The 15,016-nt window shown below is 26.0% G+C and carries 14 protein-coding genes and 1 riboswitch; of the genes, 4 read left to right on the top strand and 10 right to left on the bottom strand.

The genetic code is table 11. The features are described from left to right. Positions 1-413: 413 nt before the first annotated feature. Positions 414-1,430, bottom strand: a complete 1,017-nt coding sequence (gene gap / locus NGI68_RS02825) for a type I glyceraldehyde-3-phosphate dehydrogenase (RefSeq protein WP_251859967.1) — start codon at positions 1,428-1,430, stop codon at positions 414-416. 436 nt (positions 1,431-1,866) lie between these two features. On the opposite strand from gap, the gene gltX reads away from it, so the two are divergent. Beyond that, the gene (gene gltX, locus NGI68_RS02830) at positions 1,867-3,324 is read left to right on the top strand and encodes a glutamate--tRNA ligase (RefSeq protein WP_251859968.1); all 1,458 of its coding nucleotides are present in this window, start codon (positions 1,867-1,869) and stop codon (positions 3,322-3,324) included. 164 nt (positions 3,325-3,488) lie between these two features. On the opposite strand, the gene NGI68_RS02835 is transcribed toward gltX, so the two are convergent. From NGI68_RS02835 to NGI68_RS02865, 7 genes are all read right to left on the bottom strand, one after another. Beyond that, entirely contained in the window at positions 3,489-3,728 is a 240-nt protein-coding gene (locus tag NGI68_RS02835) for a hypothetical protein (protein WP_251859969.1), read from the bottom strand. 265 nt (positions 3,729-3,993) lie between these two features. Continuing rightward, positions 3,994-4,686 (bottom strand): FadR/GntR family transcriptional regulator, encoded by a 693-nt coding sequence (locus NGI68_RS02840; protein WP_251859970.1) that lies wholly within the window; start codon positions 4,684-4,686, stop codon positions 3,994-3,996. A gap of 204 nt (positions 4,687-4,890) precedes the next feature. Next, positions 4,891-5,580, bottom strand: coding sequence for a ribonuclease H-like domain-containing protein (locus tag NGI68_RS02845; RefSeq protein ID WP_251859971.1), 690 nt, complete (start codon positions 5,578-5,580; stop codon positions 4,891-4,893). Positions 5,581-5,951: 371 nt separating this feature from the next. Then, the gene (locus tag NGI68_RS02850; protein ID WP_251859972.1) at positions 5,952-6,764 is read right to left on the bottom strand and encodes a MetQ/NlpA family ABC transporter substrate-binding protein; all 813 of its coding nucleotides are present in this window, start codon (positions 6,762-6,764) and stop codon (positions 5,952-5,954) included. Between the two features lie 45 nt (positions 6,765-6,809). Further along, positions 6,810-7,457, bottom strand: coding sequence for a methionine ABC transporter permease (locus NGI68_RS02855; RefSeq protein WP_251859973.1), 648 nt, complete (start codon positions 7,455-7,457; stop codon positions 6,810-6,812). Between the two features lies 1 nt (position 7,458). Next, positions 7,459-8,415, bottom strand: a complete 957-nt coding sequence (locus tag NGI68_RS02860) for a methionine ABC transporter ATP-binding protein (RefSeq protein WP_251859974.1) — start codon at positions 8,413-8,415, stop codon at positions 7,459-7,461. Positions 8,416-8,660: 245 nt separating this feature from the next. Then, a riboswitch (SAM riboswitch) is annotated at positions 8,661-8,762 on the bottom strand. A 153-nt stretch (positions 8,763-8,915) separates the two neighbouring features. After that, complete coding sequence (locus NGI68_RS02865; protein WP_251859975.1) at positions 8,916-9,641, bottom strand: HAD-IB family hydrolase; 726 nt, start codon at positions 9,639-9,641, stop codon at positions 8,916-8,918. Between the two features lie 432 nt (positions 9,642-10,073). Between NGI68_RS02865 and NGI68_RS02870 the strand changes: the two genes are divergently transcribed. From NGI68_RS02870 to NGI68_RS02880, 3 genes are read left to right on the top strand one after another with little or no spacing between them, the layout of a single operon-like run. Beyond that, positions 10,074-10,295, top strand: coding sequence for a FeoA family protein (locus tag NGI68_RS02870; RefSeq protein WP_251859976.1), 222 nt, complete (start codon positions 10,074-10,076; stop codon positions 10,293-10,295). 14 nt (positions 10,296-10,309) lie between these two features. Beyond that, positions 10,310-12,073, top strand: coding sequence for a ferrous iron transport protein B (gene feoB, locus NGI68_RS02875; RefSeq protein ID WP_251859977.1), 1,764 nt, complete (start codon positions 10,310-10,312; stop codon positions 12,071-12,073). Between the two features lie 23 nt (positions 12,074-12,096). Beyond that, a complete protein-coding gene (locus NGI68_RS02880) occupies positions 12,097-12,252 on the top strand; it encodes a FeoB-associated Cys-rich membrane protein (protein ID WP_251859978.1) in 156 nt (51 codons plus the stop codon). A gap of 140 nt (positions 12,253-12,392) precedes the next feature. On the opposite strand, the gene NGI68_RS02885 is transcribed toward NGI68_RS02880, so the two are convergent. Together NGI68_RS02885 and argS are read right to left on the bottom strand one after the other, a co-directional pair. Next, on the bottom strand, positions 12,393-12,788 hold the full coding sequence (locus NGI68_RS02885; protein WP_251859979.1) for a CBS domain-containing protein: 396 nt from the start codon (positions 12,786-12,788) through the stop codon (positions 12,393-12,395). 370 nt (positions 12,789-13,158) lie between these two features. Further along, positions 13,159-14,850 (bottom strand): arginine--tRNA ligase, encoded by a 1,692-nt coding sequence (argS, locus tag NGI68_RS02890; RefSeq protein WP_251859980.1) that lies wholly within the window; start codon positions 14,848-14,850, stop codon positions 13,159-13,161. Between the last annotated feature and the right edge of the window lie 166 nt (positions 14,851-15,016).

The following is a 15,016-nucleotide window of genomic DNA, read 5'->3' on the forward strand; positions in this document are numbered from 1 at the left end:
AGATAAATATTTAACAATTTTTTCAACCGAATATATATATGCTATAAAGTGAACTAATATGAATAATTATTTATATTAGTTTTAAATTATTGTTAGATATTATAAATATTTTTAAATACATATATATTTTTGCATAAAACAATATTAAAATATTCTTACAATTGTCAAACTATATATTAATAATTATCATAGAGAAAATTCTATATGGAAATAAAAACCATGATAACACAAATTTTCAATTTAATCAATTAATTAATATTGTAAAAAAATAAAGAATGGAATTTTCCATTCTTAAAATATAATAATAAAAAGTTAAATAACATACTGTTATCATAAATATAAATAATTACGTTTATAAAAGAGGTATTTAGATAATATATATGAATTAATTCATATAACCTAATTAATTATTTTTATTTCATAAATTTAGCAACATAATTTACTAAATCTGCGGTTCTGCATGAATATCCCCACTCGTTATCATACCAAGACACAACTTTAACCATATTATCTTCTAAAACCATAGTAGATAATCCATCTACTATAGAAGATCTTGGATCTCCCTTATAATCTACTGAAACTAATGGTTCCTCTGAATATCCTAATATTCCTTTCATTGAGCCTTGTGCTGCTTTTTTAAAAGCTGCATTAACTTCTTCAGAAGTTACCTTAGTTTTTAACTCACAAACTAAATCTGTTAAAGATACTGTGGGTGTGGGAACCCTTAAGGCAAATCCATTTAATTTTCCTTTAAGATTAGGTAGAACTTTAGCAACTGCCTTTGCGGCCCCTGTAGTTGTTGGTATTATTGACTCTGACGCAGCTCTAGCTCTTCTCAAATCCTTATGAGTTTTATCTAATATTCTCTGATCATTTGTATAAGAGTGTACTGTTGTCATCAGCCCCCTAATTAATCCAAAATTGTCATCTAAAACTTTTGCAAAAGGAGCTAGACAATTTGTAGTACATGATGCATTTGAAATTATATTATGCTTTTCTGGATTGTACTCATTTTCATTTACACCTAAAACTATAGTTATATCTTCATCTTTACCTGGTGCTGTTATTATTACTTTCTTAGCTCCAGCCTCTATGTGTTTCACAGCTTTTTCTCTATCTTTAAATATTCCTGTAGATTCTATAACTATATCTACTCCAAGTTCTTTCCATGGTAAATTTTTAGGATCATTTTCTCTAAATATTTTTATTTCTTTCCCATTTACTTTTATCTTATCATTAGAGATTGTTTCTACTTCTCCATTAAATCTTCCGTAGCAAGAATCATATTTAAATAAATGCACCAATGTTTCAGTAGTTGCTCTTGCATTTAAAGCTACTATTTCTACATCTTCTGAAAATTTATCCTGTGCTATTCTTAATACTGATCTTCCTATCCTTCCAAAACCATTAAGTCCAACTTTTATACCCATCATTTCTCCCCCTAAAATATATTATTCAAATGTTTTATTTGCAATTTATTAATTAAATATATATGTTGTATAATTTCATGTTTATATATTATTTATATGTATTATTTAGTCATATGTGCTATATTATTTATAACAATTTTAAATATATATGTCAATATATCAAAATGAAAACATATACAATATATCCTTAATGTTTTTATAATATCTCTTTTTTTCTTTATTTTCCTTTATTTTTTATAAATATATATTTTCAAGAATTTTCGTAAATACTATAGTTATATGATTTTGCTATCATATATCAGGTGTATATAATGTACATAATTCTTGACATTAAATAGGCCTTGTTATAAAATTTACTTATAAAATGAGTTTTTACCTTTCGTCCTAGTGATGAAAGGTTTTATTTATAAATATTTTTTAAATGGGAGTGAAAGAAATGACAAACAAAGTCAGAACAAGATTCGCACCAAGTCCAACAGGCTATATGCACGTTGGTAACTTAAGAACTGCTTTATATGCTTATTTAATAGCAAAGCATGATGATGGTGATTTTATATTAAGAATTGAGGATACAGATCAAGGGAGATTAGTAGAAGGCGCCTTAGACGTTATATATAATACTCTAAAAATTACTGGTCTTAAACATAATGAAGGTCCAGATATTGGCGGTCCTGTTGGTCCATATATTCAAAGTGAAAGAAGAGATATATACATAAAATATGCTAAAGAATTAATAGAAAAAAGCGAAGCATATTACTGTTTTTGCTCAAAAGAAAGATTAGATATGTTAAGAGCTAACTCAGACGCCTTAAAAAGACCTTTTAGATATGATAAACACTGTATAAATCTATCTAAAGAAGAAATTGGCAAAAAAATAACTGAAGGTGTTCCTTATGTTATAAGGCAAAAAAATCCAACTGCTGGTTCAACTTCTTTCCATGATGAAATATATGGAGATATTTCTGTGGATAATTCAGAATTAGATGATATGATTTTAATAAAATCTGATGGACTTCCAACATATAATTTTGCCAATGTAGTAGATGATCATCTTATGGGAATAACTCATGTAGTACGTGGAAGTGAATACTTATCATCATCTCCTAAATATAACAGATTATATGAAGCCTTTGGTTGGGATGTTCCAATATATGTTCACTGTCCACCAATAATGAAAGATGAACATCATAAATTAAGTAAAAGAAATGGTGATGCTTCCTTCGAAGACTTAATGGAAAAAGGATATTTAAAAGAAGCTATAATAAACTATATAGCTTTACTTGGTTGGAATCCAGGTGGAGAACAAGAAATATTCTCTATGGAAGAATTAATTAAAGCATTTAATTACAAAAATATTAATAAAGCTCCTGCCGTTTTTGATACAAAAAAATTAAAATGGATGAATGGAGAATATATAAGAAATCTATCTTTAGACAGATTCCATGAAATGGCTGTTCCTTATTATAAAGAAGCCTTAACTAGAGATCTAGATACTAAAAAGATAAGTGAGCTTTTACATACTAGAGTAGAAGTTTTAGATGAAATTCCAGATCAATTAGATTTTTTTAATAATCTTCTTGAATATTCAGAAGAAATGTATATTCATAAAAAAATGAAAACAACTTATGAAAATTCATTAAATAGCCTAGAAAAAGTCCTTCCTAAATTAGAAGCTCTAGAATCTTGGACTTTTGAAAATATTAAAGAAGCTTGTATGAATTTAGTTAAAGAACTTGGAGTTAAAAATGGTGTAGTGTTGTGGCCTATAAGAACAGCAGTTTCAGGAAAACAATTCACACCTGGTGGAGCTTTCGAAATAGCTGACATATTAGGTAAAGAAGAAACTATCAAAAGAATTAAAATAGGAATAGATAAACTTAAATTCGTACAATAACTTAATCTTTGTATTCAATAAATTTTTATTTTATAAAAATCTCAGCTATTTATAGCTGAGATTTTATTATTTAAAATATTTTTCATTTTTTATAAATATTTAAATTTAAATTTGATATACTATATAGTATCAAAGATGTTATTTTTTATATTTATTAAAAGTTTTTAAATATTTATTTTATATATATTTGTAACTTCTTTTTCAGGTCTTAATTTAACTCGTTTTTTAGGTTTGTCTAGATTATTTTGTTTTTCTTCTATATTTTTTTCTTTATTTTCTTCTGCTATAGTTAAGTTAACACTGTGATTTTTAATTATTTTATTCTGATTTAAACAATTGCTTGTAAATGGCATTAATAACATAATAGTTAGCATTAATGAATTTATATATTTTATGGAGCTCATAATATCACCTCTTAATGTTATTATGGCTCTTTTAAAGCATATTATATTATGTAACTAGGTGAAAGCCAGTTAAAAATTGTACTATCCATTAACTATTAACTTTTAATCAATATATGTGTATTAATAATGGATATAATTATACTTACTAATAAATTTATTAGTAAAATAATGAAAACAGAAAATTATTTATTATTAATTTTCTGTTACTATAAATCATAATTTATTTTTTATAATTTTAACTAATATACTAATTATAAAATTATTTTTATATATTTAAAAATCTACAACTGAATTCTAAATGCTCTTTCATTAAATTAGCAGCTAATTCAGGATTTTTTTCTTTTAAAGCTAAAAATATTTTTTCATGTTGATATACTAATTCTTCTTTATCTTTAAGATTCTTTACAATTCTATATCTAGCATCATTCATCAAAGAATCTATAAGACTAGAACAGGAATTAATTATATTTAAGAGTATAAAATTATTAGATGCCTGTGCTATTTCATAGTGAAACTTTTTATCTAAATTTACAATAAGTTTTTCATCTTTACTATTTTTTATTTCATCTATTATTTTTTCTAACTTTTTTAACTGTTCTATAGTAATTCTATTAGCTGCCAAAGCAGTAGCTTCAACTTCTATTATTCTTCTTACTTCAGTTATATTATTTTTATTGCTTTTTTCTAGCATAACTACTAAAGATAACGGCTCAAATAAACTATTATCAAAATTATCTCTAATAAAGTTTCCTTCTCCTTGTTTGCATTTTATTAGTCCAACTATTTCTAAAGCTCTTAATGCTTCTCTTATAGATGTTCTGCTAACTTTTAACTGATCTACAAGCTCTCTTTCAGAAGGTAACTTGTCTCCTTTTTTTAAGTTACCAGATATAATCATACTTTTTATTTGTTCTATTACTTGCTCATATACCTTAGCATTTTTTATTGGAATAAACATTATATAATCCCTTTCTTTATATAAATTATATAGTTAAATATTATAATTTTAGTATACCATATTATTTACTACATATGAAAAATGAAATTAAAAATATAATAAAAATTATAGTATTTAATTTCATAAGTGTCTATATTTTCTTTTTAAATCTATATTATATTACAAATTTATAGACTAAAGAAAGTGCTTAGTACTTTCTTTAGTCTATAAATTCCCTTGGGATTCTATATATTTATTCCATGTTGTGTATATGTGAAATAAACTTACAACATCTTGTTCATTATATAATAATATTTTTTTCTTTTTGTATTCTGGCATTCTATTTATATAATCATCATCTTTTATTATTTTACTAAAAGTTTTAGCTAAATTTTGGCCACTTATTAATTCTCTATCTTCTCTTACTATATTAAATTCTTTTTCTAAATTTTTCAGTCCTATTGAGGATTTCTTTTCTTTTTCATATTCTCTTTGTAAATCTATAGATTGAAATTTATCTTTTATATCAAAATCTATATTATACTTTTCAAAAAGATAATTTATAACTGTAAAATCATTATTTCCAGAAAAAGTTATTATATATTTTTTATCTTTAATTTTAGATGCCCTTTCAAAATATTCTTTTGCCAATTCTAATATTTTTTTCACATCTTTTTTTCCTTCTATCATATATTGAGTAACCTCTATGGTATTTTTTTCACTATCATAATAGCAACATCCAAAAACCCCCACACATACAGGTTTTCTATATACATAATGCTCTAAATCAAAGAATATAGCTTTTTTGTACACTTTCTTACTGTGATCAAACATTAATTCATGTTCATCCGAAAGATTTTTTAAATCTACTTCATTTTGTCTTACTATCACCTTATCACTCTTTCTGTTAAGCATAAATTAGTATATATTATTTACATAAACTCTATTTGTTATTTATAAAGTATTGATAATTTATACACTTGCTTTAAGATAAATATATTAATCATAAAATTTTACTTAATATATTATTCTTGTTTAATTATATCATTTTCTCATTAATTTATCTTATATTTTATCATATTTTTAAAGTGTATTTTTTATCTTAAAATTTTTTAGTTCTAATATATTTAAATTTTTATAAGATATAAATCATGCATACTTTAAAATAAGAAAGTTCTACTTTTCTATATATTATAGAGAAAAGTAGAACTTTTAACTTAAAAATTCAGATTATATATTCTATAATTATATTCAAATATATTTATGATTACTATCAATAAAACTCATTAAAATGTTGGTATTACAACCCCTTTATATTTTTTATTTATAAAATCTTTTATTTCTTTAGATGTTAGAACCTCTGAAAGTGCTTTTATATAAGCTTTATCTGTATCTTCTTTTTTAACAGCCACTACATTTACATAAGGAGAATTTTTATCTTCAATTAATATAGAATCTTTTATAGGGTTTAATTTTGCTTCTATAGCATAGTTTGTATTTATTACTGCTGCATCCACATCATTTAATACTCTTGGTATCTGTGGTGCATCTATCTCTTCTATTTTTATATTTTTCTTATTTTCAGTTATATCCCCTTTAGTTAATGAATCTCCTTTTTTAAGTTTTATAATTCCTGACTTTTCTAATAATCTTAATGCTCTTGTTTCATTAGTGGGATCATTTGGCAGCGCAATAGTAGCTCCATTTTTTAGTTCATTTATATTTTTAACTTTTTTAGAATATGCTGCTATAGGTGTTATAAAAATCTTTGCCACTGGCTTTAAATCGGTTTTCTTTTCTTCATTAAACTTCTGTAAGTAAGGTATGTGTTGAAAAAGATTTGCATCTAAATCGCCATCATTTAAAGCAGTATTTGGAGTAACATAATCTGTGAATTCTTTTATTTCTAGTTTATAACCTTTTTTTTCTAGCAAAGGTTTTGCTGCTTTTAAAACTTCACCTGCTGGTACAGGCGTTACACCAACTACTATAATCTTTTTATCATTACTTGTTTCTTTCTTATCTTTTGAAGAACATCCTACTACACCTAATGTTAATAACCCTGCTAATACTAATCCTAATACTCTTTTTTTATTCATAATTAATTCCTCCCATAAGTTAAATAATATTTATACTACAAATTTTCATGATTGCTTATTTAATTTCTTATATAATATATTTCCTAAGCTTTGTATTACCTGAACTAAAATTATTAATATGATTACTGTATATATCATAATATCTGTCTGAAATCTATAATATCCATACTTAATAGCTACATCTCCTAGGCCACCGCCACCTACAGCTCCTGCCATGGCTGAACATCCTACCACTGAAATTACAGTTAATGTTATAGCCATAATCATAGATGGCATAGATTCTTTTATTATTACTTTAAATATTATTTGAATATCACTAGCTCCTAATGATTTAGCTGCTTCTATTACACCTTCATCTACTTCTTTCATAGCAGATTCTAATACCCTAGTTGCGAAAGGTATGGCAGCTATGGTTAGGGGTACTATAGCAGCTGTAGTTCCAATAGTTTTTCCTATTATAGATTTTGTAAATGGTAGTATAGCTACCATAAGAATTATAAATGGAAAAGACCTTAATAAATTAACAACAAAATCTAGAGATTTATATACTATTTTATTTGGCTTAAGCCCTCTATCATCTGTAACTATAAGAATTATAGCTGGTATAAATGCTAATAATATTGATAAAATAGTAGATATAGAAACCATATATATAGTTTCCTTTAAAGCCTTAAAAAGCATTTCTTGTAACATCCTATTGCACCTCCCAAACTATTGACTTCGAAGATAGATACTCACAAATTTTTTCTTTATTTTCCTTTGATACATTAATAACTAAGTTTCCAAGAACATTTTCTTTAAACTTTTCTAATCTACCCCAAACTATAGATATATCTATATCTAACTCCCTTGCCATAGTGGTAATAACACTATTATTACTTATTTCTTTTGTGAAAAATATTTTTATATTTATACCTTCTTTAGGTAAAACTTGATTTTCTCCTAATAATTTTTTAAGATGTTTATCTGGACTTAAAAACAATTTTTCTGAAAATCCTAAACTTTTTATTTGTCCTTTATCCATAATTGCTACTCTTTCACATATTTCTTTTATAACTTCCATCTGGTGAGTTACTATAACTATTGTTATTCCTAGTTTTTCATTTATATCTTTTAATAATTTAAGAATATCTTTAGTGGTTTTAGGATCTAATGCAGAAGTAGCTTCATCACATAAAAGTATCCTAGGTTCCAGAGCCAATGCTCTAGCTATAGCTACCCTTTGCTTTTGTCCTCCACTTAAATTATCAGGCTTTACATAGGCCTTGTCCTCAAGATCTATCAGTTTTAAAAGGTTTGTAACTCTATTATTTATTTCACTCTTATCTAATCCCCATATTTCCAATGGTAATGCTATATTTTGAAAAACGTTTTTTCTTTTCAATAAATTAAAGCTTTGAAATATCATTCCTAAATCTTTTCTAAAGATTCTCAATTCTTTTTTGCTTAATTTATCTATTTCTTTATTATCTATTTTTACACTTCCATCTTCATAGGATTCTAATCCATTTAGACATCTTAACAATGTGGATTTTCCAGCACCACTATGTCCTACTATTCCAAAAACTTCCCCTTCTTTTATGAATAAATTTATATTTTCTAATATTACTTTATCTCTTATTATTTTCTTTAAATTAGAAATCTCTATCAATTCTCATACCTCCACTAAAATTGCATACTACTTCTGAATCCATTTGGCCAAACAGAATAAAGTAATTATCATAATCAGATATGGTTTTACTTACAAATAGTATATAATCCCTATATCTCAATATTAAAATAAATTATCTAGATCAATATTTCATGTTATCTTATATACAATAAACTTATTATTCATATTAACTACTAGATAAAAAATAAGCTAGAGAAAAATCTCTAGCTTTAATAAGCGAAATTCTCTCATCTTCCAGTTAAATCTGCAGGATTTAGCACCATGTATAAAAATATACTGGTTGCCGGGTTTCATAGGGCCAGTCCCTCCACCGCTCTTGATAAGAACGTATATTTAATTTTATTAGCTTGTTTAGTATATTAAACCAAATTTACTAACTTGTCAATAGAAACTTAAAAACATTATATTTTATTCTATAAATTCCCAAGGTGTATTCCATGAATTTTTTAATGATTTATTCTTCTACTATGTTTCTTTTATTACCACAATTCAATTGAATCAGGTGTTAATCTATATATCATATCTTTTCTTTCTACTATTATTCTTGTCTTTTCTTTTACTTTTTCATCCTCTATTACCTTCCCTATTAATTCCTTTGTAGGGTTTACACAAACTGGATTTTCCACTATCTTAAACATAGAAAAATCTCCTGAAGTATCACCATAAGCATAACTTTTATTTAAGTCTATATGGTATTTTTCTACCAGTTCATTTATAGCATTTTGCTTACTTTCACTATCCCACATAGGAATAACATCCCCTGTATAAATATTCTCTTTATTAAGTAAATATTCAGCTCCTCTAAAATCATCAAATCCATACTTAGATGCCATTTCTTTTACTAGTTCATAGGGGCTTCCAGATATAGTTATTATTTTGTGCCCCTGTTCTTTATGCCATTTAATACTATCTCTAGTAAACGTATATACCCTATCACCTTTTTGTTCTACTACCTTCTTAGCAATAAATTCCACTTGGGATTTATGCAATCCTCTAATAGCTTCTATATATATTTCTGCCATTTTTAAAAGATAATTATCATAATTACCTTGTCTTTTATCCCATTTAACATATTCTGGTCTTACTTCGTTATACCATCTTTCCGGGTCAATCACTTCATGCTTAACTAACTTTTTAAAAACCTCTGTTATAAGCCCTTCTCTATACAAAGTTCCATCAATATCAAAAAATGCTGCAATATTCATAATAAACCTCCTTAAATCCATAATATTAAATAAAAGTTTAGTTTAAATACTTTTAAATAAATTTTGGTTTTTATCTATTATATACTTTATATACTAAAAGGAAAAGCAATTAATAATATATATTTTTGTTTTTTCCAACTTATACACCTCATATTATTTAGCCCCTTAACTTTTAATATATGCATTATAAAATTAAAATTTCATCAAATATATTGTATAATTTTAAAAATTCAATGATATCATTCTAATTTTCAGTTTTTTTAAATGAACTATTAATTTGTTTTTTCACTTAAATTATAAACTTACTTATGTACATATAGTATTTATTTTTCATGTATTATTATTGATATAAATCAAATTGACTTTCATTATTATTGATGCTAAAATATTATTATAAATATTGATAACTATTTTCAACAGGGAGTGAATATTATGAGTATCTGTGAATTATTACCAGGTCAAACAGCTAAAATCTCTAGTATTTCTGGCAATGAGAAACTAGTAAAAAGATTACTGGCATTAGGCTGTATAGAAGGTACGGAAATATCCGTAAAAAATAAGGCTCCTTTAGGAGACCCCATACTAATAAATTTAAGAGGATTTGATTTGGCTATAAGAAAAAAAGATGCTAAATCTATATCTGTAGCTAAATAGACTGGAGGACAAATATGATAACAACTGCATTACTTGGTAATCCTAATGTAGGTAAAACCTCTCTTTTTAATAAACTAACTGGCTCCAATCAGTATGTTGGAAATTGGGCTGGTGTAACAGTAGAAAAAAAGGAAGGTTTTATTAATAATTCTATTAAAATAGTGGATTTACCTGGAATATACGCTATGGATACTTTCTCTAACGAAGAAAAAGTATCTAAGAACTTTCTAACAAATGGAAATGTAGACGTAATAATTGATATTGTAGATGCTTCTAATTTGGATAGAAATTTATACTTAACTACACAATTAAAACAATTTAACAAACCTATTATTTTAATACTTAACATGATTGATGTGGCTGAAAATAAAGGTATGAAAATAAATTGTGACATTTTATCCAAAGAGCTTAATGTTAAAGTTATTCCAATGGTTGCCTCAAAAGGTACTGGAATGGATAAACTTATAGAAACTTTACAAAACAAAACTTTTTTAAATTATGTAGACAATAATGATTACAATTTTTTACATGAAAAAGATGCATATGAATTTATTAGTAACGTTATTTCAAAATCAGTTAAATTTCAAAAAAAGAAATCCATTTCTAATACTGATAAAATTGATAAAATAATACTTAATCCAATACTTGCCTATCCTTTATTTTTAGGAATATTATATATTATATTTAAATTTACATTTAACTGGGTAGGTACACCTTTAGCGGATTATATAGACGGACTATTAAATGATAGTTTTATACCTTATCTAGGTAATTTATTAAGTGGAACTGCTCCTTGGTTTAAATCTTTACTATTAGATGGTATAGTAGCCGGTGTTGGAGCTGTAATAGTATTCTTACCTGTAATACTAACTTTATTTTTAGGTATATCCTTTTTAGAAGATAGCGGATATATGGCAAGAGCTGCATTTATAATGGACAAACTTATGAGAAAAATGGGACTTTCCGGTAAAGCCTTTATACCTATGGTAGTTGGTTTTGGATGTTCTGTTCCAGGAATAATGTCCGCTAGGACTTTAGAAAGCGAAAGAGATAGAAAACTCACAGCATTATTAGTACCTTTAATGTCCTGTAATGCTAGGTTACCTGTTTATGCTTTATTTGCTTCTGTATTTTTCCCTGGACGTGAAACTTCTATAGTTTTTTCTTTATATATTTTGGGTATACTATTAGCATTCATAATAGGACTTTTGTTTAAAAATACTTTATTTAAAAAAGATGAAGAACCTTTTATAATAGAACTACCCCAATATAAAATGCCCGAATTGAAAAATTTAATGTTACATACTTGGGATAAAGGTAAAGGATTCTTAAAAAAGGCTGGTACTATAATATTCTCAATTTCAGTTATTGTTTGGTTACTATCCAATTTCAATTTTTCTGGAATGGTAGATATAAACGAAAGCTTTTTAGCTTCACTTGGTAAAGTGTTATCTCCTATTTTTAAACCATTAGGCTTTACTGGATGGCAAACTTCTGTATCATTGCTAACAGGTCTTATGGCTAAAGAAGTTATTGTTGGAACTATGGGAGTAATATATGGTGGAGATTTAAAAGTTACCCTTTTAAATCATTTTACTTCACTATCTGCTTATTCTTTCTTAGTATTTGTTTTATTATATACTCCTTGTGTATCTGTAGTAGCTACTATGAAAAAAGAATATGGCTCTAAAATGGCTTTATTCTCAATAACATATCAAATCATATTAGCATGGATTGTATCTTTTTTAGTATATAATATAGGTGCTTTAATCATATAATAAAAAAGAGGTGATTAAATACTATGGAAATAATTATAGCTATAGTTATAATATGCTTGGCTGTTTATATACTAGCTAAAAGCTTAAAGAAAAAGACCTCTGGTCAATGTGATTGTTCTTCATGTCCAACAGGTTGTTCCTGTTGCAATAAAGAGGGAGAAAATAAAGATAAAGTTTAAAATATATTAAATAACAACAAAATCCCCATGTATTAAATTTATAAAATACAGATAAAAGCTATAAGTTTAGATATTATATCCAAACTTATAGCTTTTTAATTAAGCAAAAATATCTATTTAATTGAAAATAGTTCACTCTTTTATAGTAGCTCTTGCTTTTCTAATTTATTTATTAAAGCTCTTAATATATCATCAATGGACACTATTCCTATAAGCTTCATAGAAGAGTCTACTATAGGCATGGCTACTATATCTTTATCTAATATTTTTTTTGCTATAGACATAACATCTTCATTCTCTAAAGCAGTAAAAACTTCTTTAGTCATAACCCACTCAACAGGACAGGTATCATAATGCCCTTCTTCCATTAGAAATCTATAAATATCTGCCTTTACTATTACCCCTATAAGATTGCCCTCCTCATTAGTTACAGGCGCTCCATTTATATTATTTTCATTCATAAGATCTAACGCTTTTTTTATACTATCCTTAGGATTAAGAATAATAACATGTGTATTCACAATGTCAGAAACCATATTAATCCCCCTCCATAAATCATATATTTATATATGAAAATAGTTTTATAAGCATTTTACTATTATATTATAATCATAACATATATTTACCATATTATATATATTCAATATTATATTGTAAAAACTAAAGGAATTGCTTATATCCAAATTTTATAGTGCCACTAAAATTATCTTAATATTAACACAAAAATACACCTAATGAACTAAAGTTATATGTTCACTAGGGGTATATGTGAAAATACATTATATATTTATAAATATGATTATACCTTTATATGCATCTCTTTACATAAATATTGTGTTATTTTAAATTATTATATAACCATTTTGTTTTTGAAAATAATATAAATTAAGTTATTTACTTTGTTTCTTACATTTCTTCAACTACATCTATACCTAATAAGTTAAGACCATTTTTTATTACTTGACAAGAAGCCTCTACAAGCTTCACTCTTGCTAATTTTACATCATTATCTTCTGCATTTAATATACCATGAGCATTGTAGAATTTATTAAAGTGTTTTGCAACTTCAATTATATATCTAGTTAAAATAGATGGTTCTAATTTTTCTATAGCATTCATTATAGCTTCATTAAATCCTCCAAGAAGTTTTGCTAATTCAAACTCTTCTTTAGAACTTAATTTACAATAATCTGCCTCTCCAGCTAAATCCCCTGCTTTTCTTAATATACTCTTTCCTCTTGCATAACTATATTCAACATAAGGTCCTGTCTCTCCATCAAATGATAAAATTTCTTTCCAATCAAATACAATATCTTTTTCTCTATTATTTTTTAAATATGCAAATACAACTGCCCCTATTCCAAGTTTTTTAGCTGTATTTTCCTTATCTTTTAAATTAGGATTCTTTTCATTTATTATTTTTAATGTTTCTTCTACAGATTGGTTTAATAAATCTTCTAAGAATACTACATCCCCATTTCTTGTAGAAAGCTTTTTGTTAGCTAATTTAACAAGTCCAAAACCTACATGTTTACAATCATCTGCCCATTTATGACCCATAAGCTTTAAAGTAGTAAATATTTGTTTAAAGTGCAATGCTTGTGGAGTTCCAACTACATATATAGATTTATGAAAATCATATGTTTTCTTTCTGTATATAGCTGCTGCTAAATCACGAGTAGCATAAATAGTTGCCCCATCAGATTTTTTAATCATACAAGGTGGCATATTATAATCATCAAGCATAACTACCTTTGCACCATTACTATCTACTAATAAACCTTTATGATCTATCTCTTGAATCACTGCATCCATTTTATCACTATAGAAACTTTCACCTGCAAGAGAATCAAATTTTATTCCTAGCATATCATAAACCTTGTTAAATTCTTTTAAGCTTAGGTCTTTAAATCTGTTCCATAACTCAGTTTCTTCCTCAGAACCTTCTTCTAATCTTTTGAAGTTTAATCTAGCTTCTTTTTCAAGTTCAGGATCATTTTGTGCTTCTTCATGAAACTTAACATATATTCTTAAAAGTTCTCCTATAGCATCTTTTTCTAGCGCTTCTTCATCTACCCATCTTCTGTATGCAGAGATAAGCTTACCAAATTGTGTTCCCCAATCTCCTAAATGGTTAATTCCTATAGAATTATAACCTTCAAATTTTAATATATTATATAATGCATGCCCTATAGCTGTAGTAAATAAATGTCCTATGTGGAATGGCTTTGCAATATTAGGTGATGAATACTCAACTATTACATTCTTTCCCTCTCCTACTTTAGAAGAACCATATTGATCTTTTTGTTGTAAAACTTTTTCTAATACATCCTTTATTAATAAACCTTTATCTACAAAGAAATTTAAGTAAGGTCCTATATTTATTACTTTTTCAAAATCTTCTTTATTTATTTTTTGTTTTAGTTCCTCTGCAATTAGATTTGGAGCTTTTCTAAAAGTTTTAGCCAATTGGAAGCATGGAAAAGCATAATCTCCCATTTCTGATTTTGGTGGAATCTCTATAAGTTTTTCTATTAAATCAAGTTCTAATTCTGTATTTTCTTTTATTCTTTCAGCTACTATACTTTTGTAATCCATTATTTAATCTACCTCCGAAATTTCATAATTAAATTTTATTATAATATTTTTATATTTAATACTTATTTATACTTTTAACATATATAATTGTTTAATTTATAATTACTGATAATAAAATAAAAAAATCCCTCTCTGACAAAACAGAGACGGATTATCCGCGGTACCA

Origin of the sequence: Clostridium sp. Marseille-Q2269 (assembly GCF_943736985.1) — a bacterium.
Taxonomy (GTDB): Bacteria; Bacillota; Clostridia; order Clostridiales; family Clostridiaceae; genus Clostridium_F.